This window comes from Thioalkalivibrio sp. ALJ1 (genome assembly GCF_000745395.1).
In the GTDB taxonomy this organism is placed as follows: Bacteria; Pseudomonadota; Gammaproteobacteria; order Ectothiorhodospirales; family Ectothiorhodospiraceae; genus Thioalkalivibrio.
Genome location: NZ_KN050684.1, coordinates 1,086,600 through 1,107,528, shown reverse-complemented (window position 1 = coordinate 1,107,528; position 20,929 = coordinate 1,086,600). Strand labels below are relative to the sequence as shown.

Annotated in this window: 18 protein-coding genes and 1 pseudogene; 9 read left to right on the top strand and 10 right to left on the bottom strand. The window is 65.0% G+C overall.

Annotation, left to right across the window (positions count from 1 at the left end; genetic code table 11):
* Positions 1-5: 5 nt before the first annotated feature.
* The 3 genes from F462_RS07450 to F462_RS07440 are packed head-to-tail and all read right to left on the bottom strand — an operon-like array spanning position 6 to position 1,542.
* Positions 6-590: a histidine phosphatase family protein gene (locus F462_RS07450; RefSeq protein ID WP_038052909.1), complete on the bottom strand. Its 585-nt coding sequence runs from the start codon at positions 588-590 to the stop codon at positions 6-8.
* Complete coding sequence (gene ampD, locus F462_RS07445) at positions 587-1,144, bottom strand: 1,6-anhydro-N-acetylmuramyl-L-alanine amidase AmpD (protein ID WP_038052906.1); 558 nt, start codon at positions 1,142-1,144, stop codon at positions 587-589. Before ampD ends, F462_RS07450 begins: the two co-directional genes overlap by 4 nt.
* Positions 1,145-1,158: 14 nt before the next feature.
* Complete coding sequence (locus F462_RS07440; protein WP_038052904.1) at positions 1,159-1,542, bottom strand: thioredoxin family protein; 384 nt, start codon at positions 1,540-1,542, stop codon at positions 1,159-1,161.
* Between the two features lie 86 nt (positions 1,543-1,628).
* Here F462_RS07440 and F462_RS07435 point away from each other — a divergent pair, with 86 nt between their 5' ends.
* Positions 1,629-3,680 (top strand): UvrD-helicase domain-containing protein, encoded by a 2,052-nt coding sequence (locus tag F462_RS07435; protein WP_038052901.1) that lies wholly within the window; start codon positions 1,629-1,631, stop codon positions 3,678-3,680.
* A gap of 20 nt (positions 3,681-3,700) precedes the next feature.
* Here the strand turns inward: F462_RS07435 and F462_RS07430 are convergent, their stop codons facing one another.
* Positions 3,701-5,428 (bottom strand): potassium/proton antiporter, encoded by a 1,728-nt coding sequence (locus F462_RS07430; protein ID WP_038052899.1) that lies wholly within the window; start codon positions 5,426-5,428, stop codon positions 3,701-3,703.
* Between F462_RS07430 and F462_RS07425 the strand changes: the two genes are divergently transcribed.
* Complete coding sequence (locus F462_RS07425; protein WP_038052896.1) at positions 5,427-6,467, top strand: lipid A deacylase LpxR family protein; 1,041 nt, start codon at positions 5,427-5,429, stop codon at positions 6,465-6,467. The genes F462_RS07430 and F462_RS07425 overlap by 2 nt on opposite strands.
* A 2-nt stretch (positions 6,468-6,469) precedes the next feature.
* On the opposite strand, the gene F462_RS07420 is transcribed toward F462_RS07425, so the two are convergent.
* On the bottom strand, positions 6,470-7,417 hold the full coding sequence (locus F462_RS07420) for an MBL fold metallo-hydrolase (protein WP_208854162.1): 948 nt from the start codon (positions 7,415-7,417) through the stop codon (positions 6,470-6,472).
* Between the two features lie 174 nt (positions 7,418-7,591).
* Between F462_RS07420 and F462_RS07415 the strand changes: the two genes are divergently transcribed.
* From F462_RS07415 to dut, 3 genes are read left to right on the top strand one after another with little or no spacing between them, the layout of a single operon-like run.
* A complete protein-coding gene (locus tag F462_RS07415) occupies positions 7,592-8,188 on the top strand; it encodes a DUF502 domain-containing protein (RefSeq protein WP_038052890.1) in 597 nt (198 codons plus the stop codon).
* Positions 8,189-8,214: 26 nt separating this feature from the next.
* Entirely contained in the window at positions 8,215-9,447 is a 1,233-nt protein-coding gene (gene coaBC / locus F462_RS07410) for a bifunctional phosphopantothenoylcysteine decarboxylase/phosphopantothenate--cysteine ligase CoaBC (protein ID WP_038052887.1), read from the top strand.
* Between the two features lie 21 nt (positions 9,448-9,468).
* Complete coding sequence (gene dut / locus F462_RS07405) at positions 9,469-9,930, top strand: dUTP diphosphatase (RefSeq protein WP_038052884.1); 462 nt, start codon at positions 9,469-9,471, stop codon at positions 9,928-9,930.
* A gap of 24 nt (positions 9,931-9,954) precedes the next feature.
* On the opposite strand, the pseudogene hmpA reads toward dut, so the two are convergent.
* Positions 9,955-11,136: pseudogene (hmpA, locus tag F462_RS07400) on the bottom strand (NO-inducible flavohemoprotein).
* 160 nt (positions 11,137-11,296) lie between these two features.
* Between hmpA and argB the strand changes: the two are divergent.
* Positions 11,297-12,175, top strand: coding sequence for an acetylglutamate kinase (gene argB, locus F462_RS07395; protein ID WP_038052881.1), 879 nt, complete (start codon positions 11,297-11,299; stop codon positions 12,173-12,175).
* Between the two features lie 73 nt (positions 12,176-12,248).
* Here the strand turns inward: argB and F462_RS07390 are convergent, their stop codons facing one another.
* Positions 12,249-12,914, bottom strand: coding sequence for a DUF4124 domain-containing protein (locus F462_RS07390; protein ID WP_208854131.1), 666 nt, complete (start codon positions 12,912-12,914; stop codon positions 12,249-12,251).
* Here F462_RS07390 and F462_RS07385 point away from each other — a divergent pair.
* Positions 12,907-13,668 (top strand): sulfite exporter TauE/SafE family protein, encoded by a 762-nt coding sequence (locus tag F462_RS07385; protein WP_038052876.1) that lies wholly within the window; start codon positions 12,907-12,909, stop codon positions 13,666-13,668. The genes F462_RS07390 and F462_RS07385 overlap by 8 nt on opposite strands.
* 278 nt (positions 13,669-13,946) lie before the next feature.
* Here the strand turns inward: F462_RS07385 and F462_RS07380 are convergent, their stop codons facing one another.
* From F462_RS07380 to F462_RS07370, 3 genes are all read right to left on the bottom strand, one after another.
* Entirely contained in the window at positions 13,947-16,127 is a 2,181-nt protein-coding gene (locus F462_RS07380) for an HAD-IIB family hydrolase (RefSeq protein ID WP_038052873.1), read from the bottom strand.
* Positions 16,124-17,521, bottom strand: coding sequence for a glycoside hydrolase 100 family protein (locus F462_RS07375; protein ID WP_018874049.1), 1,398 nt, complete (start codon positions 17,519-17,521; stop codon positions 16,124-16,126). Before F462_RS07375 ends, F462_RS07380 begins: the two co-directional genes overlap by 4 nt.
* A 66-nt stretch (positions 17,522-17,587) precedes the next feature.
* Entirely contained in the window at positions 17,588-18,670 is a 1,083-nt protein-coding gene (locus F462_RS07370) for an EAL domain-containing protein (RefSeq protein WP_038054890.1), read from the bottom strand.
* Positions 18,671-19,087: 417 nt separating this feature from the next.
* Between F462_RS07370 and msrB the strand changes: the two genes are divergently transcribed.
* Positions 19,088-19,486, top strand: a complete 399-nt coding sequence (gene msrB, locus F462_RS07365) for a peptide-methionine (R)-S-oxide reductase MsrB (protein ID WP_038052872.1) — start codon at positions 19,088-19,090, stop codon at positions 19,484-19,486.
* A 65-nt stretch (positions 19,487-19,551) separates the two neighbouring features.
* Positions 19,552-20,748, top strand: a complete 1,197-nt coding sequence (locus tag F462_RS07360; protein WP_038054888.1) for an MFS transporter — start codon at positions 19,552-19,554, stop codon at positions 20,746-20,748.
* Positions 20,749-20,929: the final 181 nt, after the last annotated feature.

Below are 20,929 nucleotides of genomic sequence, written 5' to 3'. Positions count from 1 at the left end.
GCGTGCTACACCCGGTTGGCGTGAATCAGGCGCCAGCCGCGCGCGGGATGTCGATGTAAACGGGTACGGCTCGCGTAGTCGCATTCGAACTGGAACAGCCGATCGTCCGGCACGCCCATCACCCATCCCACCAGGGCGCGGATCACCCCGGCGTGCGCCACCACCAGCACCCGTTCGGCGGCCAGGCTCGCCACCGCGCCCTCGAAGCCTGCTTCTACCCGGCGCCGGAAGGCCTCCAATGGCTCGGCCCCGGAAGGGCGAGCATGGACGGGATCGGCGTAGAAGGCGCGATACTCCTCGGGCCGATCACGCTGCAACTCCACCCGTGTGCGTCCCTCCCAATCGCCGAAGCCCACCTCGCGCAGGTCTGACTCCAAGGTGATGGGCAACGCCTGGCTGCCCGCAAGATGCTCGGCAAACGCGCGGCAGCGCTGCATCGGAGAACTGACCACGTACTGCCACTCCTCCTCGCCCCAAACCGCCCGCTCCATCTGGCTCCAGCCGCGCGCACTGAGCGGGTCGTCACAGCCATGTCCTCGATAGCGCTGGCCACCCTCGGGCTCGCCATGGCGCAGCAAATCCACAATCATGCCGTCACCTCTCCAATCTCGCGCTGCAGCCGGGCCCAGTCGAAGCGGGGCCCCGGGTCGGTCTTGCGCCCGGGCGCGATGTCGCTGTGTCCAGTCAGGGCGTCGGGTCCGATGTCCTTGTAGTGCACCCGGAGCCAGCGCACCAGGCGCGCCAGCTCGGTGTACTGCACTGGAGCAAACGGCTCCTCGTCGGTTCCCTCCAGCTCGATCCCAATGGAAAAGTCATTGCAGCGCTGGCGCCCCTCCCATTGCGATACGCCCGCGTGCCAGGCCCGCTGGGAGAACGGAACGAACTGAGTGAGGCGACCCTCGCGATCAATCAGAACATGCGCCGACACCTGCAATCCCGCGATCTCGGCGAAGTAGGGATGAGCCGCCGGGTCCAGGCGATTCTGGAACAGCTCCGCGATATGCGGTCCACCAAACTCGCCCGGCGGCAGGCTGATGGCGTGCACCACGATCAACTCCGGCCCCTGCGCCGGTGGCCGCGCGTCCTGATTCGGACTCTCCACCCGGCGCGCCGGCGGGTACCAGTCGCGGGACAAATCCAACATGGGCTCTGATCGGCTCAAGGCGCGTCCTCCGGCGGGCGGGACAGCACATCCGCCAGCGTTTCCCGCAACAACAGCAGGCGCGGCGGGGCCTCCAAGCGCCCGTGGTAGGCACCCGAGTGGAACACGAACAGCGCCGGGAGATGGAAAACCTCGAACTCCCGCACCAGAGCGGTATCGGTTTCGGCATCCACCACGAACAACGCAGGCGAGTCCGATTCTGTCCGCCACTGCGCCAGGACACGCCCCATCACCTTGCACGAGCCACAACCCTGACGCGTAAACAGGATGACCGCCGGACCGGACACATCCATCAAGCACTGATGAAAATCGAACTGGGTCAGGCGCGGAAGGGGTTCGGGACCCTCGGCGGATGTTCCAGTGCGCGGTACGTTGGTCAATGGATTACCCTCACCGCTGCTGTCTTTATGAATGCGGGATCGTGGGTTAGTTTACGCGCCCTGCCTCGAAGGAATCGACCGCCCCGGTGTCCGAACTCAACCCCCAACAACAGGCCGCCGTGACCACCACGGATCACCCCCTGCTGGTCCTGGCCGGCGCGGGTTCCGGCAAGACGCGCGTGATTACGGAAAAGATCGCGCACCTGATCGAAAAGCGTGGCCTGGCCGCGCGCCAGATCGTGGCCATCACCTTCACCAACAAGGCTGCGCGCGAGATGCGCGAGCGGGTGCAGGGGCGACTGTCGCGCGAGCAGTCGCGCGGCCTCAATGTCTCCACCTTTCACACCTTTGGCCTCCAGTTTCTGCGTCGCGAGCTACAGGCCGCCGGGTTGCGCGCGGGCTTCTCCATCCTGGACCCCGGCGATTGCCGGCAGCTGCTGCGCGAGATCACCTATCGTGACGACACCGGTTCCGAGGTCGACGCGCTGATCGGCCACATCAGCCGCTGGAAAAATGACCTGATGCCCCCCGCGGAGGCGCTGCACGAGGCCAGCCAGATGTCCGACGCGGCCGAGGCCATCGCCGCGGCCAACCTGTATCCGCGCTATGAGGACGCCCTGCGCGCCTACAACGCGGTGGACTTCGACGACCTGATCAAGCGCCCGGTGGACTGCCTGCGCGACGACCCGGAACTGCGCAATCGCTGGCAGGACCGCATCCGCCACCTGCTGGTAGACGAATACCAGGACACCAACTCCGCCCAATACCAGCTGGTGAGGCTGCTGATCGGCGTCAGCGATGGCCTCACGGTGGTCGGCGACGACGACCAGTCGATCTACGCCTGGCGCGGTGCGCGCCCGGAAAACCTCGTTCGGCTGCAGGAAGACTTCCCCCGTCTGGAAGTCATCAAGCTGGAGCAGAACTACCGGTCCACCAACCGCATCCTGCACACCGCCAACGCCCTGATCGGCAACAACCCGCACGTGTTCGAGAAGCGCCTGTGGAGTGCACTGGGCGAGGGCGAGAAGATCGAGGTCATCGGCTGCTCCGACGCCGACACCGAGGCGGCGCGGGTAGTCTCCGAACTGATGCGACGGCGCTTCCGCCTGAATGCCGGGTGGGGCGACTTCGCCATCCTCTACCGCAGCAACCACCAGTCCCGGCTGTTCGAGAAGCTCCTGCGCGAGCAGGGCATCCCCTATCGCCTGAGCGGCGGGCAGTCGTTCTTCGAGAAGGCCGAGATCAAGGACCTGGTCGCCTACCTGCGCCTGCTCGCCAACCCGGACGACAACACCGCCTTCCTGCGCGTGGTCAACGTGCCGCGCCGCGAGATCGGCCCGGCGACCCTGGAAAAGCTCGGCCACTACGCCAACCAGCGCGCGGCCTCGCTGCTGCAGGCCGCGCGCGGCGCCGGTCTGTCCGAATACATGGACGCCCGCGCCCAGGCTCGCCTGGAGCGCTTCACCGATTGGATCGACGGGTTTCAGCGCCGCGGACAGGAGGAAAGCGCGGATGCCCTACTGCGTACCCTGATCGAAGACATCGACTACGAATCCTGGCTGCTGGAAAACAGCCCCAACCCGCGCGCTGCCACACGGCGCATGGAAAATGTGCGCGAGTTCATCGACTGGGTGGGGCGCATGGGTGGCCGCAACACCAGCGCCGAATACGGCGACGACGAGGCGGAGGATGATCAGGGCATGGATCTGGCCGACATCGTCAACCGCATCAGCCTGATGGATATCCTGGACCGCAACCGCGAGTCCCAGGACAGCAACGAGGCGGTCCAGCTCCTGACCCTGCATACCGCCAAGGGCCTGGAGTTTCCGCATGTCTGCCTGGTCGGCTTCGAGGAGGAACTGCTACCCCACCGGGTCAGCGTCGAGGACGACTCCATCGAGGAAGAACGCCGCCTGGCCTACGTCGGCCTGACCCGCGCCCAGCGGACCCTGCTGATCACCTACGCCCAGCAGCGCAGCCGCTACGGCGAGAGCATCGACTGCGAGCCCTCGCGCTTCCTCGACGAACTCCCCGAGGAACACCTCGAATGGCCCGACGCCAAGCCGCCGGACCCCGAGACCCAGCAACTCACCGCGCGCGCCCACCTCGCTGGCCTCAAGGCCATGCTGGAAAAATAACTTCCGGGAACAGCACCCGGTCAGCTTGGCTTGAGCAGTTTCAGGCCGACGCGCGTGATGCGGGGGCCATCCATTTCGCGGATGACCAGGCGCATGGGGCCAAGGTCGACCGCGTCGCCCACGACCGGTTCGGCCTGGAGTTCCTGGCGCAGGTAGGCCTCCAGGGTATCGCCCTGGCGCTCCGGCGGAACGGGGGCACCGTAGGCCATACCCACCGCGCCCAACTGGGCGTCGCCGTTGAGCGCGAATTCCCCGAACACACTGCGCTCGGTGAGGCGCTCGGGCACCTCGTCCTTCGGCACGAACAACCGGTCGAGGTCATGAAGATCGGTAGGCGCCACCATGATGTAGAGGTGGTCGCCGGCGTGCAGATCCAGCAGCTCAAGCGTCTCCAGCAGCTTACCGCCGCGCAGGTGGGCAACGACCCGAGCCGTACCCGGCAGCCGGAAGTTCGACCAGGCCTCGCGCACCACCGGCGTGGTCTCGGCAAGGCGATAGCCCACCAGTTCCATCTCCTGCTGCCCGGGGATATCCAGCTCGGTGCGCTGTACCCGCGCCGTGGTCGGCGGCAGCTCCAGACCCAGCCAGCGCGCCAGCGGGGCGACGGTCCAGCCCTGCACCAGCAGTGACAGCAGGACCACGAAGAACACCACATGGAAGAAGTAGCCGGCCAATTCCAGCCCGGCCAGCAACGGGAACAGGGCCAGGATAATGGGCACCGCTCCGCGCAAGCCCACCCAGCCGATGAACAATTGTTCGCGCCAGGGGAAATGGAACGGATAGAGGCACAGCCAAACCGCCAGTGGGCGGGCCACCAGGATCAGCACGGCCGCCAGCAGACCTGCGTCCAGCGCCACTGGCGGCAATTCGGAAGGCGCAACCAGCATTCCGAGCATCAGGAACATGCCGATTTGCGCTAGCGATGCGATGCCGTCATGGAAGCGCTTGATGTTCTGCGAGGCCTCCAGCGGACGGTTCCCCAACAGCAGCCCGGCCAGATACACCGCCAGGAATCCGGAACCCCCGACCAGTCCGGTCAAACCGAAGATCGCGAGCGCTCCCGCCATCGCAAACAGAGGGTAAAGCCCGGCGGCCATGGGCACCCGGTTGATCAGCGCCAGCAGGGCGAAACCACCGCCGACGCCGACCGCGGCGCCCAGGCCCATCTGCTGGACGAACTCGATCAGCACCACCCAGCCGAAGCCCTGATCCGGCATCAGGATCAGCTCGATCAGCACGATGGTGAGGAAGATCGCCATCGGATCGTTGGCGCCGGATTCGATCTCCAGCGTGGCGCCGACACGGCTCTTCAATTCCAGCCCGCGCGAACGCAACAGCGAGAACACGGCGGCGGCATCCGTGGAGCCGACAATCGCCCCCAACAACAGGCCTTCCAGCCACGACAACTGCAGCCACCAGACCGCAAACAGCCCGGTCAGTCCCGAGGTCACGACCACGCCGACGGTAGCCAGGCCCGCCGCCGGCTTCAGTCCGATGCGGAAGTTGCGTGACGGTGTCCGCATCCCACCGTCGAACAGGATGACCGCAAGGGCCGCGGAGCCGATCAGGTGGGCAAGAGTGATATTCTCGAAAACCAGACCGCCCGGGCCTTCCGGGCCGAGCAGCATCCCAATGACGAGGAACACCAGCAGCAGGGGCACCCCCAGCCGCGAGGTGATCACGCTCGACAGGATGCTTCCCAGCAACACGATGGCGGCCAGGAAGATAATCTGGTTGGAGAGGTCCATGCATCGATCATACCGGAACGCCCATGGGTCCCGCCGCACGCGCCAGGGCCTGGCCACGGCCGTGCTAGCCGGAGGGGCGCTGTGTCTGACCGCCGTCCCGGCCGAGGCCCAGCGCGGCGTGGATGCGGTGCATTTCGAGTTCGAGAACGACCTGTTCGCGGGCGAAGATCGCTACTACACGAACGGCTTCCGGATCGGCTGGACCCGCAGCGAGGAGCGCGTCCCTTCCTGGCTGCAATCGGTGGCCGACAGCTTGCCGTTTTTCGTCCAGCGGGACGAACCAGGGCGCCTGAAGGCGGCTATCCACCTGGGACAGAACATGTACACGCCGGAGGACATCGAGCGTACGACGCCGGACCCGGATGACCGGCCCTACGCTGGCTGGCTGTACCTGAATTTCAGCATGGCCGAGGAACACGGCGACCGCCTGGACCGACTGCAGGTCACTATGGGTACAGTCGGGCCCGCATCCTTGGCAGACCGCACCCAAAGGGAGGTACACCGCTGGTCCAGCGCGCCGGAGCCAAAGGGTTGGGACCACCAGATCGGCAACGAGGCAACGCTAATGGTCGCCTACGAACGCCAGCTGCGCAGCCGGTCCCATCGCGGGGAGAACGGATGGGGCGCGGACCTGACGCCCCACTGGGGCGCCACGGCCGGAACGCCGTTCACCTTTGCGAACGCCGGCGCCATTGTGCGCGCCGGGCGCAATCTTCCACGCGACTACGGCCCACCCCGGATCGGGCCGGCGCTTTCGGGTTCCCATACCTTTGAATCCACCGCGCGTGCGGGCGGCTACGCCTTTGCCGGCGTGGATACCCGGCTGATGCTCTACGACCTGTTCCTGGATGGCCCCGTGTTTCGCGACGGGCCGTCCGTGGACAAACATCCAGTCGTAGGCGAATTGACCGCGGGGGTGGTATTCCACCTCTCCAACGTTCGCGTGGGCTATACCCATGTCTGGCGTTCGCGCGAGTTCAGTGGCCAGGCCAAGCGCGCATCGGAATTCGGCTCGCTACACGCCACCTGGCAGTTCTGACCTCAGAAGGTTGCCGCTTCCACGTCGGGGTAGGTCGTCGCCACCGACCGCTCGATCTTCTCCTCGAATCCCGGATAGGCTTCGATCAAATCGCCCATGTGCTCGCGCACGAGCGGTACGGTCTCGAAATCCGCCAGACCGCGCTCGACACCCTCGGCGATGCCGTCCCACAGGATCGTCAAATAGCGCTGCAGGCGCGTCAGGGTCTCTGCGCCTTCCAGGCGTCCGTGACCGGGCACCACCACCTTGGGCTCCAGCGCGATCAGCTCGTCCAGCAGGTCGATCCACTGCGCCACATCGCCATCCCAGACGGACGGCGCCCGGTCGCTGTACACCACGTCGCCCGCCAAAAGGACCCGCTGCTCGGGGAGCCAGGCCATCAGATCGCCCGGCGAATGGGCACCGCCCGAGGGCATGACCACGACCTCCGTTCCGGCCAGGTCGAGCACCTCGCGTTCATCCACCATACGATCCGGGAAGGCCGGGGTGGTCTTGCCTGTCGCGCCTTCAGTCATTTCATTGAAGTTCTCGATCCAGCCATCGGCCTCGGCCTGCATACGCTCCGCGGCCGCGGAACCCGCCATGATCTCCGGTTCGTCGTCGATAAAAGCGTGATTGCCCAGCCAGTGGTCACCGTGGCTATGACTGTTCACGATCCAGCGCACCGGCTGATCGGTGACCTCGCGGATCGCCTCGCGCAGCGCCACACCCATGGTCTCGGAGGAACCGGTGTCAAATACCAGCACACCGTCATCGGTCACCACGAAGGCCATGTTCGCGTTCCACCCCAGGTTCTCGCGGCTGGGCAGATCTCGTGCGGGCGTCATTACGGCATAGACGCCGGGGGCCACCTCCTCCGCCGCCATCGCATAGTCTTCGGGTGCCGCAGGCCCCTTAGCCTGCCCGCCGGAGGCGTCATCCGCCTGTAACGGGGCCATGCCAACGATCATCAAAGCCAACAGCCAGGTCGGTATCCATGCCTTCATCGTCTGTTCCCTGCCTTGCAGTAAAGTCTGTCGCGATAACGAATGGACCTTTCGTGCGCCCCAAAGTGCCGGCACATCCGTACCATTCCCACGAATGGGTTAGCATCGGCAGCTACGTTTTCCCGCGCGGAGCCAGCTGTGCACCGAATCTCTCGCACCTTCCTGACCGGCCTGGCCGCCATCCTGCCTATCGCGATCACGGCGGCCGTGCTGTGGTGGCTGGGCAGCACTGCCGAAAAGGTCCTAGGAGGCCTGCTGCAGGCCGTCCTGCCCGACCTGCTGTATTTCCCGGGGATGGGCATCCTCGTCGGCATTGGGCTGGTATTCGGGCTGGGTGTGCTCCTGCAAGCCTATGTAGTGCGCTGGCTGCTCGGATGGCTGGAAGGGCTGATGCAACGCATCCCGGTGGTCAAGACCATCCACGGCACGGTGCGCGACGTCACCAAGCTGCTATCGGGCGACATCCACAAGCAGTTCGGCAAGGCGGTACTCGTGCAGTTTCCCGGCAGCGACTTCAAGCTGGTCGGATTCGTCACCCGCGAGGACTTCGCCGGCCTGCCCGACAACCTCGGGGGCGAGGAGACCGTGGCCGTCTACATGCCGATGAGCTACCAGATCGGTGGCTACACACTGATGTTGCCACGCGAACGCATCGAGCCGCTGGACCTGTCGCTGGAAGACGCCATGCGCTACGCCCTGACCGCCGGTGTCTCGGCGCGCAAGGATCCGTCCTGAAACGGCTGACAGGTTAGAATCCGCGCATGGACGAAGACACGTCAAAGCCGCGCATCCTGGTCGGCGTCAGCGGCGGCATCGCGGCCTACAAGGCTTGCGAACTGGTGCGCGAACTCAAGCGCGCCGGCTGCGCCGTGCGCGTAGTGATGACCGAGGGCGCTCAGGCCTTCGTCACCCCGCTGACCTTCCAGGCCCTGTCCGGCGAACCGGTACGCACCGGCCTACTCGATGCGGAGGCGGAATCCGGAATGGATCATATCGCCCTGGCGCGCTGGGCCGACCAGGTCGTCGTGGCCCCGGCCACCGCCGACCTGATGGCCCGCATGGCTCATGGCCAAGCGGATGATCTGCTTACCACCCTGCTGCTGGCGACTGAAGCCCCGGTTGCCCTGGCCCCGGCAATGAACCATCGCATGTGGGCGCACCCGGCAACCCAGGCCAACCACGCACTGCTGCATGAACGTGGGGTGCGCTTTCTCGGCCCGGATGCGGGCGACCAGGCCTGCGGCGAACAGGGGCCCGGACGCATGTGGGAACCTGCCACCATTGCCCACGCACTGCTGCACCCGGCGCCCGGGCCCCTGGCCGGACGCCGGGTGTTGATCACCGCAGGCCCGACCCACGAACCGATCGACCCGGTGCGCTTTTTGGGCAACCGCAGTTCCGGCCGCATGGGCCTGGCATTGGCGGCCGCGGCCCGGGACGCAGGTGCCGAGGTCACGCTGGTCCATGGGCCGATCGCGCTGGCACCCCCCGCGGGCGTGGACCGCATCGCGGTGGATACCGCCGCCGCTATGCACACGGCCGTGCTCGAACAACTGCCCGAGGTCGACGTGTTCATCGCCGCCGCGGCCGTGGCCGACTACCGCCCAGGCGAGTCCCATACGGAGAAGTTGAAGAAGTCCTACGATACGCTAACGCTCCCGCTGGAGCGCACCACCGACATCCTGGCCGACGTGGCCGCCCGCACCGACCAACAGACACCTCGACCGTTCCTGGTGGGCTTCGCTGCCGAAACCGGGAACCTGCGCGAGTACGCCCGCGGAAAGCTGGAAGCCAAGGGGCTGGACCTGATCGCCGCCAACGATGTCAGCGCCGGCCAGGCCATCGGCACGCCGGACAACGCCCTGCTGTGCCTGTGGAACGACGGCGAACGCGAACTCGCGCGCCAGCCCAAGGACACGCTGGCGCGGGCTTTGATCGAACTCATTGCCGAACGCCTCCCCGCGCGCGAACCCAACCCATCCCGCAAAGAATGACTGGCCGCAAGGAATGACTGGATGCCTGCCCCCGAAATCGACCTGAAGATCCTCGACCCGCGCATGGGCGCGGACTTTCCGCTGCCCGCCCCTGCCACCGATGGCTCGGCCGGCGTGGACCTGCGCGCGATGATCGAGCAGCCCCTGACCCTGGAACCCGGCGCCGCCGAGCTGATCCCCACCGGCCTGTCGATCCATATCGAGGACCCGGGCTACGCCGGGATGATCCTCCCACGCTCGGGCCTGGGACATAAGCACGGGCTAGTGCTGGGAAACCTGGTCGGCCTGATCGATGCCGACTACCAGGGCCCACTGATGGTCTCCTGCTGGAACCGGGGCACGAACGCCTACACCCTGGAAGTCGGCGAACGCCTGGCCCAACTGGTGATCGTGCCGGTCGTCCAGCCCCGCTTCCGCGTGGTCGAGGACTTCGAGGAAAGCCACCGCGGCACAGGCGGCTTCGGCTCGTCGGGCCGCGGCTGACCCCGACCGAGGCGTCGACCCGCGTCAGGTCTCCAGCGCCGACGCCGGCCCGAAGAACTCGTAGCTCACCTGATCATCCGGCACACCCAGCCCGCGCAGATGGGCGCGCACCTGTTGCATGAACGGTTTTGGCCCCAGGAAATAGACATCCACATCGCGCGTGTCGGGCAACCACTCGGCGAGCTGGTCGCGACTCAGGAAACCCTCGGCATGCGGCTGGTCCCCGGCACGCGGCTCGCTGTAGCAATAGCGCCGGGTCAGGCCAGCCGTTCGCCCTGCCTGCCGCTCCAGCCAGTCGCGAAAGGCGTGCACGCTGCCGTGTCGTGCGCAGTGAATAAAGTGCACCTCTCGGCCCTCCGCCAGCGCCGCCTCGGTCATCGCCATCGCTGGCGTAATTCCAACGCCCGCGGTCACCAGAGCCACCGGGCGGTTGGTCAGCTGCAGCACAAAATTCCCGGCCGGCGGGAAGACGTCCAGCGCATCACCCTCCTGTACCCGATCATGCAGGAAGGTTGAGGCGACACCGCCCGGTTCGCGCTTGACGCTGATGCGCAGGCTTTCGCCATTCGCGGCCGCCGAAAGGGAATAGTTCCGACGGACTTCCTCGCCGTCGATCATCAGGCGCAACCCGAGATACTGTCCCGGCTGATGCAGCGGCACCGGTTCTCCGTCGACGGGCTTCAGGTAGAACGAGGTGATCTCGTCGCTCTCGGGCACCTTGCGCTCGACCCGAAAGGCACGAGCACCGCGCCAACCACCGAGCTGCTGCTCATGCGCGGCATATACGCCTTCCTCGGCCTCGATCAGGATATCGGCAAGCTGCTGATAGGCCGCACCCTAAGCTTCCAGAACCGGAGCCGTCGCTACATCCGCGCCCAGCACTTCACGCATCGCCTGAAGCAGGCAGGCGCCGACGATTGGGTAGTGCTCCGGCTGCACCTGTAACGAGACGTGCTTGTTGACGATCTGGCCCACCAAAGGCCCCAAGGCCTCCAGTTCGTCGATGTGCCGCGCATAGTTCAGTACCGCATTGGCCAGCGCCCGAGCCTGTTCGCCGCTGGCCTGATGGGCCTGGTTGAAAAGGGGTCGAACCTCGGGATAATCCTGCAGCATGATCTGGTAGAAGTGCCGGGTCAGGGCCTCGCCACCCGCTTCCAGGAGTGGAACGGTCTGCTGAAGGATCGCCTTCTGTTCGTTCGAGAGCATGTGCCAACCTTTTTTGTTGTATTTTCATAGAAGCTTTATACCGGCCCCACCACCGACGTCAAACGATGCAACTTATGCACATGTTTTAAGCGCGACTCACCGCGCCAAGCAGACCGGGTGCTAAACTACGCGGCTGCAAAAACCGACAACCGGACCCGCCATGGATACCCAGACGGCCCATTCCGTTGCCCACGTACTGATCGAGGCGCTGCCCTACATCCAGCGCTTCGCGGGCAAGACGATCGTGATCAAGTACGGCGGCAACGCCATGACCGAGGACCGCCTGAAGGCCTCGTTCGCGCGCGACATCGTGCTGCTGAAACAGGTGGGGGTGAATCCGGTGGTGGTGCACGGCGGTGGGCCGCAGATCGGGGACCTGCTGAAGCGCCTGGGCAAGGAGACCGAGTTCGTCAACGGTCTGCGCGTCACCGATCGCGAGACCATGGACGTGGTGCAGATGGTGCTCGGCGGCATCGTGAACCAGGAGATCGTTTCGCTGATCAACCGCTTCGGCGGGCGCGCCGTCGGGCTGACCGGGAAGGACGGGCAAATGATCCGCGCCACCCCACTACGCGACTTCGGCGCCGCGGAAGGCCAACCCACCGTAGACCTGGGCCATGTCGGTCAAGTCGAGGGCGTGGACCCAGCGATCGTGCATACCCTGGACGAAAGCGATTTCATCCCGGTGATCGCACCCATCGGCTTCGACCACGACGGCAAGGCCTACAACATCAACGCCGACACCGCTGCTGAAAAACTCGCGGTCGTGCTGGACGCGGAAAAGCTGTTCCTGCTGACCAACACCCCCGGCGTACTGGACGGCAGTGGCAAGCTCCTGACTAAGCTCTCAGCCCCCCACGTCGACGAGATGATCCGCGACGGCACCATTCACGGCGGCATGATCCCGAAGATCCGCTGTGCCCTGGATGCCGTCCGCAGCGGGGTAAACGCCACCCACATCGTGGATGGTCGAGTGGAACACGCCGTATTGCTGGAGTTGCTGACCGACCAGGGCGTCGGCACGCTGATCAGCCGGTAACGAACCGGCCCCGGCGGGCAGGATGTGATTAGCGCCGCGACTCGCTTCGTGCTTGTCTGAATCAGGGTGAGCGCTACGAATCACGCCCGTTGAGCACCAGCTGCTGGAAGTCGCGGCGATCCAGGTCCAGGCGTTCGTGGATCGCGGATAAACGATCACGCTGACCGCGACGATACTGGCGTTCGCGCGCGATACGCGCGTCCAGTTCCTCCATCTCCGAGCGGTAACGCTCCAGCAGAGGCGATCCATCGGGGGCGTTGTCCTTCTGCCGCCGAATACGTTCGCGTTCGCGCAACAGCGTCGTCTCCTGCGCTTCGCTGCGCTGGATGGTCCCACCGATGGCACGCTCACGACGCTCGCGCAGCTCCTCGATCTCGTCCAACGACTCGTAAGCTCGACGCAACTGGCGCTCGCGCGCGGCACGGTCCTGGCGCGCTCGCAACGCCGCCTCCAGCTCGCGTTCGGCCTGCTCGCGCTCGGCAGCGGCCTGTGCCCGCTCCTTCGCACTCATCGGCGCCGGTAGCACCTCGCGCACACGGCCCTCGGAATCAAAGATGTGGCGTTCACGCTGACTCGTTTCCGGCTGCGGAGTACTGGAATAGTGTACGGTCCCGTCATCATCCACCCAGCGATAAATGTCCGCCTGAACGGGTGCCGCAAGGCCCAGCAACAATGCACCGGCCAACCCCGCCCGCCACAGGCTTGATCGCTTCCGGTTCCATGCACCCCAAATGACCATTTTCGAACACCTCGGACTCGTCTTCATCGCCATCATCGCCAACGGGTTCTCCGCGCTGGCCGGTGGCGGGGCCGGTCTGTTGCAGCTTCCCGCCCTCATTTTTCTGGGGCTTCCCTACCCCGTCGCGCTGGCCACCCACAAGATCGCGTCGGTCGCGCTAGGCGCCGGCGCCGGATGGCGCCACCTCAAGAAAAGCACATTCGAGCCCGTACGCCTAGGCATTATCCTGCTGGCCGGTCTTCCTGGGGTGCTAATCGGTGCATGGCTGGTGCTTGGGATCCCGCCACGAGCCGGCGAAATCGCCCTGGGACTGCTGACCATTGGCCTTGGATGGTACTCCTGGCGCCGCCCGCAATTGGGGCAGGTGGTGCGCGAGGTCGGTTTTTCCTGGCGCCATGCGCTAATCGGGGCGGCGGGTCTGTTCCTGATCGGCGTCCTCAATGGCTCGCTCGCCTCCGGTACCGGGCTGATGGTCACCCTGTGGCTGGTGCGTTGGTACGGCATGAGCTACACCCAGGCCGTTGCCTACACCATGGTCCTGGTCGGTCTGGTCTGGAACGGCGCGGGCGCACTCGTACTCGGGACCTTAGGCACAGTGCAATGGGACTGGCTGCCGGCCCTGCTCGTCGGCAGCTTTGTCGGCGGCTATCTGGGCGCCTGGGCCGCCCAGCACTACGGCAACCGCCTGGTGAAACGCGCCTTCGAGGTCGTCACCGTCGTCACCGGCATCGCCCTGCTCCTCCCCGTCCCCTGATCAATATCACCACGAAGCACACGAAGGCACGAAGAAGGTCAAGGACAAACAACCTTTATCACCACGGAGTACACAGAGGACACAGAGAAAGGATGGTTCGGGCGAAACATTCGAGGGGACACGTGCACACGCTGGAACGGGGTTGAATGCCGCGGGCGTCGTCTATAACTTCTAGCGGCCTGTCGATTTTCTCCGTGAACTCCGTGCCCTCTGTGGTAACTAGCCTTTGACCTTGCTCTTCTTCGTGCCTTCGTATGCTTCGTGGTGAAAGAGCCGGGCTATTCGGCGGCTTCGTTGTCCGGGGCGTTGTAACCGTTGATGAGATCGAAGTGCTCGATGCCTTCGAGGATGCCGCGCGCATGGGTCGCACCGGCGAAGAAGATCCGCTGGAAGCCGCGCAGGCTTTCCAGCTCCGGCTGGTGATTGCCAACCACCACACCCAGTAGCCGCCCACGCAGCATATCCTCGTCGTTGCCGGAATCGCCGGCCACCAGTACGTGTTCCAGTGGGATTCCCCACTTATCCGACAGATAGCGCACTGCCAGCCCCTTGGAGGCGCGCACCGGAAGCAGGTCGAGATAGCGGTCGTGCGAGTAGATCACCCGGGCGTGCAGGTCCTCGCGATAAAGCCGCGTCTCAATTGTCGAGACATCCAGGCTGCCGGACGGCTCGACGAAGAAGCTCACCTTGTGCGTGCGCTGATCGACATCGGGCTGCAGGACCAGGTTCTTTTCCTTTAGCAGGCATTCGCGCAGCCCGTCCGGCTCCCAGCGATGGCTGATATGCCGTGCCCAACCGCGATCCTCGGTCTGCTTGGTGCCGTAATGGATCTCGCTGCCCACCGAGGTGATCCAGACATCCGGCGTGGGCACGCCGTGCTCCTCCAGGATCGCGGCGGCGGAATCGATCCGCCGTCCCGTGGCCACGCCGAAGGCCACTCGTTTGCGGTTGCGCTTGAGCCAGGTCACGAAGGCACGGGTGGCCTTGTCGTCACCCAGCAAGGTGTTGTCGATGTCCGTGATGACGGCCCGGTCCATCTGTGCCAAGTGTCCCGAGACTCGACGCTCGTGGTGCTTCTCCTGACGCACTTCGCGGGTCAATGTCTTCGTAAGCTTCACGTACTTCTCGGCGTGCCCGTCCCAGGAGTAGTGCTGGCGCACACCCTTCAGCCCGGCACGCGAGTAGCGCTGCCAGCGCGGCCGATCGGCCAGGATGCCCTGGATCGCGTCGGCGATGCCCTCCGGGTCCAGCGGGTCGATCAACTGGCCGTTGTGGCAACGGGAGATGATCTCCTCCGGCCCCCCATCGTTGGTCGCCACAATGGGCGCCCCACTGGCGGCGGCCTCGATCAGGGTCAGGCCAAAGGGTTCCGTCAGCGCGGGGTTCACGAACACACCCTTGCTGGAGGCCACCAGCCGATAGAGATCCGGCACGTCCTCGGAATCGTGGTGTTTTGGATACGCGACCTTCCCGTGTAGATCATGGCGATCGATCCGCAGGAGCAGATCGGTCAGGACATCGCGCGCGCCCTTGTCGAGATCCGCGATGTCGTCACGATTGCCGGCGACGATCACCAGATTGGCGTTCTCGCGCAGCCAGTCGTTGCCGGCGTAGGCCTCGACCAGGGCGCGGATATTCTTGCGTTCATCGGCACGCGACAGGGCCATGATCAGAGGCCGATCGGGCTTTTCCAGAAAGCGCCGGATCTCCGCCCAGATCGGCGGCTTGCGCTGCCCCCGCTTGGGTGGGTAGAAGCGCGCCAGGTCGGTGCCCGGCGGGATCACCTCCATTCGCTCCGGCTGATAGTTGTCGTAGGTCGCGTACTGTTCACCGATCTCCTGGCGGGTACTGGCGATGACCCGGTGGGCATGGGCCAGCGCCTCTTCCTCTGCGTGGATGCGAGTCGAGATGTTGTAGCGGGCCTCGATATCGGCATCGGACATGCCGCTCTCGCGCAAGCGCTCGCGCTTAACCCGCCCCAGCGAATGCCCGGTCTGCAGCATTGGCGCGCCCAGCAGGTTGGAGAGCTGCACCGCCACGTGTCCGGCATCGGCATAGTGCCCGTGGATCACGTCCGGGCGCAGACCGACGCGACGGATATGCCCCAGGGCGTTGTCGGCGAAGCAGTCCAGATAAGGCCAGAGCTTCTCCTTGCGCAGGTAGCGCCGGGGCCCGCAGTCGAGGCGTACGAGATGGGCCCCATCCCCGAGATCTTCTTCCGACTCGGCGTAATCCTTGGCGACCTTGCTGTCGACGACCCGTCGCGTCAGCAGGTCGACCCGACCGACCTGCGGGTGGCGGGCCAGAGCGCGCGCCAGTTCGACCGCATAGAGCGTCTGCCCGCCAGTATCGGCATCACGTCCAAGCTCCAGGTCCTGCCCACGGATCAGGCCGTGGACGCTGATCAGGACAAGGTAGAGGCCTTCGCCGTCGCGGGTCTTGCTCTGGGTCTTTTTCATGGCACCTCGGGTTCGGGGCTGTCGAACAGGTTCATGGTCTCGGGATTGTCGATCAGGGCCTGCGAGACCAGTACGGCGGTCGCCGACCAGGTCTGACGGTGGTTGGCACGACGTCCTACCAGGCGGCCGTGGCGACCGTCGTAGTATTCCGGCCACTGGTCACGATGCAGGCGCTCGGCCGCCACCGCGTGCACACTGCGCGCCAGATCCGGCCGCCCGACGCGCAGCGCCGCGCCGGTAAAGGCCCACAGCAGCGCCGGCCAGTTACCCCCATTGTGATAGGACCAAGGGGTGTTCTTCGGATCCGAGCCGGTCAGCAGGCGCCATTCCTCGCCAATCATCGCCGGGTAGCAGATCTTCACCGGCATGGTGCCAATCAGGTCCTCGAAACGCTGCTCGAAGGTCTGCATGATCGAGCGCGACTGATGCTCGTCCGCCAGTCCGAACAGTACGGCCAGCAGGTTACCGAAACTGAAAAAGCGGAAATCCATCCGCCCCGGCCCCAGGTTACCCACCAGATAACCGCTCTCGGAGGGCAGCCAGTCGACCAGCCAGTCCGGGATGCTCTCGGGGTAGATATTCAGGGAGTTCTCCGACTCGTGCCCGAAGTGCTCCGTGCGATAGCGATGGATATCGTTCAATCGCTCCAGATCCAGCCAATAGTAGTGGCGGATATAGTCCGACAGCTGGTGCGTACGGATCGCGGACTGTTCACACAGGAGTTCGGAATCCCGGTCACAGGGCTCCAGCATTGCCAGCGAGGCCTTGAGCATCCCGTAGAACAAGGCCTGGATCTCCAGCGGGTGACCGAACACCCCCATGCGCCGATCGATCATGAAGCTTCCATCCGGCACCAACAGCGTCGGGAAGACCTCGAAGCGGTCCTGCAGGCAGATGCTCAGAATCAGACGGATACCACGCTGGACGTCGGCACTCTTGATGAAGTCATGGTCGCCCGTGCGGTTCTGGTAGGCACGCAACAGCAACACCCACCACATCATCGAATCCACCGGCGCCACACGCCCGATTGCGCGATCGCCAAAGTCTGCCGCCAGCGATTCACGACCATCGGCATCGGTAAACACACGGAAGCTCGCCGGCATCACCCGTGGCAAACGGCGGTGCCCCTCGATCTCTTCCTGGGTGTCGCGAATCTGCAGGATCAGCGAGAGAAAATCGCGCACCACCTCGGGCTCGTCGTTCAGCAAATAGACAAGCCCCGAAGGCACGAAATCGCGAATAAAACAGTCGGCGTAGTTCTCCGCGGGCGCGCGCTCGTCCAGGCTCGCTACGGAACCCACCGTGCGACCGCGATAGCGCACCTCGGCATCGCGCAGTAGCTGATAGGCGGATTCGAGCGTCGGGTTACGGGCATCAGGGGGAAGCTGGTTCATAACACCCGAGTCTATGGAAAGCGCGGCCGATGTGCACGCGCCGCGAAACCTGTCGACAGCCCGGAATCAGGCCGGCTCGGGGTGTTTCGGCAACGGCGGCTCGGCAGCGGGGCGAGCGAACAGGTAACCCTGGCAGTAGTCGACGCGGTCCTTCAGCCAGCGCCATTCGTCGACGGTCTCGACACCCTCGGCCACCACCTGGATATCCAGGTCGCGCGCCAGCTCGACAATCTTGCCGAGAATCTTCTGCTGATAGATATCTCCGCTGATGCCGCTGACCAGCTCACGGTCGATCTTCACGTAGTCGGGACGCAACTGCGACAGCATGTTCAGCGAGGCATAACCGGCGCCAAGATCGTCCAGGGCAACCTGGAACCCTGCCCGCCGATAGCGCTCCACGATCCGCGACAGGTGTTCGATATCAGTGACCTGGTCGCTCTCGATGACCTCGAACACGAATCCGCTGGGACCCATGCGGTCCGCGGGGCGCGAATTGATCTCGCGTACCGTGGTCTCCAGGCAAAAGGCCGGGTCATAGATCGCGGTCGGGTTGAAGTTGATGAACAGCCGACTACCAATACCCCGTTCACTGGCACGCCGGATCGCATTGATACGAGCCGACCGGTCCAGATGAAACAGTAGTTCGGCCGCACGCGCGGTCTTGAACAATTCGTTCGGCGGGATAACGTCGCCATCGGGGGTGCTCGCCCGGATCAATGCCTCGTAGGCAAACACTTCGCTCGGATCGGCGGCGTGTACGATCGGCTGGAAATGAAAATCCAGCGCATCGTTGGCCAGAATCGCGGCGAGATCACGGGCGTTGTGGCGCGCAATCAACGTGGACAGCAAGTGGGTATCCTGCAGATGCCCCAGCCCGAAGGTCTCGCCTTCCGGGACAAAGGTCGCCCGACATCCGGCCTGTTCGGAGCTACTCAGCGCCTGCTCCAGTCGGACCAGCATCTCGCCCAGCCCACCGGTTCCCGCGACCGGCAATGCCAAAATTCCCGACGTCGGTTCGGCACAGGGCAACTGCTCGTCTACCATGCGCTGCCGTAGCGCCGCACGGGTGTGCGCCAGGACCGGCGCGAGATACAGGGTGCCGGAGGCCGCCGGCAGAAGATCAATACGTTCACAATCGGGACAACCCACGACCACCTCTAGGGAAACGCTGGTTAATGTACACACTCGCGCTCGAGTCGCTTTTGCGTGCGAACAAGGCGCGGTGAGTGAAGTGTAGCCGAGTTACATAAGCGAGCCGCAACGCCGGTCCCACGCAAAAGCGGCCGAGCCCCTGCTAGCAATCGTTTGTGGGGTTGGCACCCCAGGTCCCCCGATCCTGCGTTGCGCCCCGAGTCCATCAGAAACGGGCGGGTAGAACCCCTACCCCCCCTGCACGACGCGCCTTGCCTCGTAACACCTGGGGTGCCAACGCTAGCATGTACGTTAATCAGCGTTTCCCTAACGGTCTAGCCTTTCGCCAGGCCAACATGAACCGGAGATAACCGTCCCGGTCCACTGGTAAGCCCATTCATCGTTCACAGACAATCCCACCGCCCCGGAGGTTGCATGAGCCCATCCGATCGCCCCACGGACGCCGAGCTGCGCGACCGCCTCACGCAAGAGCAATACCGCATCGCCCGCGAAGGCGGAACCGAGCGGCCCTTCACGGGTGCGTACAACGACCACAAGGCCGATGGCATCTACCACTGCGTCGCCTGCGGTGCGCCGCTGTTCGACTCCCGCACCAAGTTCGATTCAGGCAGCGGCTGGCCCAGTTACACCGCCCCCGCCAGCGAGGCCGCCGTGGACGAACACCGTGACCGCTCTCTCGGGATGGAACGCACCGAGGTGCGCTGCGCACGCTGCGAATCCCATCTGGGCCACGTCTTCCCCGACGGTCCGGCGCCCACCGGCCTGCGCTATTGCATCAACTCCGCGGTCCTTGATTTTCATCCGCGTGCTTAAGGCCACTCTGATTCAGATGCACCGCCTGGGCCATGACGGCCCAGGCCTTCTACGAAGGGAATCCGATGTCTGGCCAGACCACCCCGCGTGAACACACCAATGTCCTGATCCTCGCGCTCGGCCAGGCCCTGTTCCTGATCGTCGCGGTGACCGTTATGACCCTCAGCGGCGTCGTTGGCGAAGGCCTAGCCACCGATCCAACCCTGGCAACCTTGCCGGTGGCCGCGATGATGGTCGGCACCCTCGTGACCACCCTGCCCGCTTCCCTGTTCATGAAGCGGTTTGGCCGTCGTACCGGATTTCTTCTGGGAGCCGGAATCGGGGGCTTCGGCGGTGCGGCCTTTGCTGCCGCCGGGGTGTTGGCAGAGTCCTTCTGGCTCTTTGTGTTCGGCAACCTGCTGCTGGGCGGATACCAGGCCTCCGCCATGTACTACCGCTTCGCAGCGGCGGATGTCGCCAGTGATGCCTTTCGGCCTCGCGCGATCTCGCTGGTCATGGCCGGCGGTGTGGCAGCGGCCTTCCTTGGTCCCTGGAATGCCCACCACACCCAGAGCCTTCTGCCCAGCGCGCCGGAGGCCGGGCCTTACCTCATGCTGGGTGCCCTGGCCCTGCTGGCGATGGCGCTGCTGGCCTGGCTGCGGGTGCCGGCGCCGCCAGAGGAACGCGGGCCTGCCCGGCCAATGCGCGACATCCTGCCTCAGGGTCGCTTCCTCGTCGCACTGACTGCCGCCGCGCTGGGCTATGCGGTCATGGTGCTGCTGATGACGGCGACGCCGCTGGCCATGCGCCAGACGGGCTTCGACATGGGTCAGGTCGCACTGGTGATGCAGTGGCACGTGCTGGGCATGTTCGCGCCCTCGTTCGTGACCGGCCACCTGATTACTCGCTTCGGGGTCACGCGCATCCTGGCGGTCGGAAACGCGCTGGTGCTGTTCAGCGTGGCGCTTGCCGCGCACGGGGAGACGCTAGCGCACTTCTGGCTGGCGTTGTTCCTGCTGGGTGTCGGCTGGAATTTCCTCTTCATTGGCGGCAGTACGCTGTTGACCACTACCCATACCGCCACCGAGAAGGGCAAGGTTCAGGGTGTGAACGACCTGACCATCTTCACGCTGGTCACGGCCGGGTCGCTGCTGGCCGGGGCGCTGCTGCGACCGCTCGGCTGGGACGGCCTGAACCTGGCCATGCTACCGGTGATCGCGGTACTGACCGTCGCCATCCTCTGGCTCTGGCGCGATGACTCTCGCGCCCCGGCGCGCGCCTGATCACGCCACACGCCAGCCTCGAACGCTGGGTGCTTATCTATCGCTGACTGGCTGGTCCTGGTTCGCGACCCAGTGTTTACGGTGCCTTCGGTCCACGTACTGCCGTGCGCTGATTCGCCAGCGCGCCCCGAGTGACTTCTTTGCTCGTGCAAAGAAGTCACCAAGAAACACGCCCGACTGC

Excerpts from the sequence above, each read along its gene's own strand:
- F462_RS07420 (WP_208854162.1), bottom strand. The coding sequence starts at position 7,417 with ATGATCGTTGGCATGGCCCCGTTACAGGCGGATGACGCCTCCGGCGGG.
- F462_RS07430 (WP_038052899.1), bottom strand. The coding sequence starts at position 5,428 with ATGGACCTCTCCAACCAGATTATCTTCCTGGCCGCCATCGTGTTGCTG.
- F462_RS07375 (WP_018874049.1), bottom strand. The coding sequence starts at position 17,521 with ATGAACCAGCTTCCCCCTGATGCCCGTAACCCGACGCTCGAATCCGCC.
- F462_RS07380 (WP_038052873.1), bottom strand. The coding sequence starts at position 16,127 with ATGAAAAAGACCCAGAGCAAGACCCGCGACGGCGAAGGCCTCTACCTT.
- F462_RS07385 (WP_038052876.1), top strand. The coding sequence starts at position 12,907 with ATGACCATTTTCGAACACCTCGGACTCGTCTTCATCGCCATCATCGCC.
- argB (WP_038052881.1), top strand. The coding sequence starts at position 11,297 with ATGGATACCCAGACGGCCCATTCCGTTGCCCACGTACTGATCGAGGCG.
- F462_RS07450 (WP_038052909.1), bottom strand. The coding sequence starts at position 590 with ATGATTGTGGATTTGCTGCGCCATGGCGAGCCCGAGGGTGGCCAGCGC.
- F462_RS07425 (WP_038052896.1), top strand. The coding sequence starts at position 5,427 with ATGCATCGATCATACCGGAACGCCCATGGGTCCCGCCGCACGCGCCAG.
- F462_RS07360 (WP_038054888.1), top strand. The coding sequence starts at position 19,552 with ATGTCTGGCCAGACCACCCCGCGTGAACACACCAATGTCCTGATCCTC.
- coaBC (WP_038052887.1), top strand. The coding sequence starts at position 8,215 with ATGGACGAAGACACGTCAAAGCCGCGCATCCTGGTCGGCGTCAGCGGC.
- ampD (WP_038052906.1), bottom strand. The coding sequence starts at position 1,144 with ATGTTGGATTTGTCCCGCGACTGGTACCCGCCGGCGCGCCGGGTGGAG.
- F462_RS07390 (WP_208854131.1), bottom strand. The coding sequence starts at position 12,914 with ATGGTCATTTGGGGTGCATGGAACCGGAAGCGATCAAGCCTGTGGCGG.
- msrB (WP_038052872.1), top strand. The coding sequence starts at position 19,088 with ATGAGCCCATCCGATCGCCCCACGGACGCCGAGCTGCGCGACCGCCTC.
- dut (WP_038052884.1), top strand. The coding sequence starts at position 9,469 with ATGCCTGCCCCCGAAATCGACCTGAAGATCCTCGACCCGCGCATGGGC.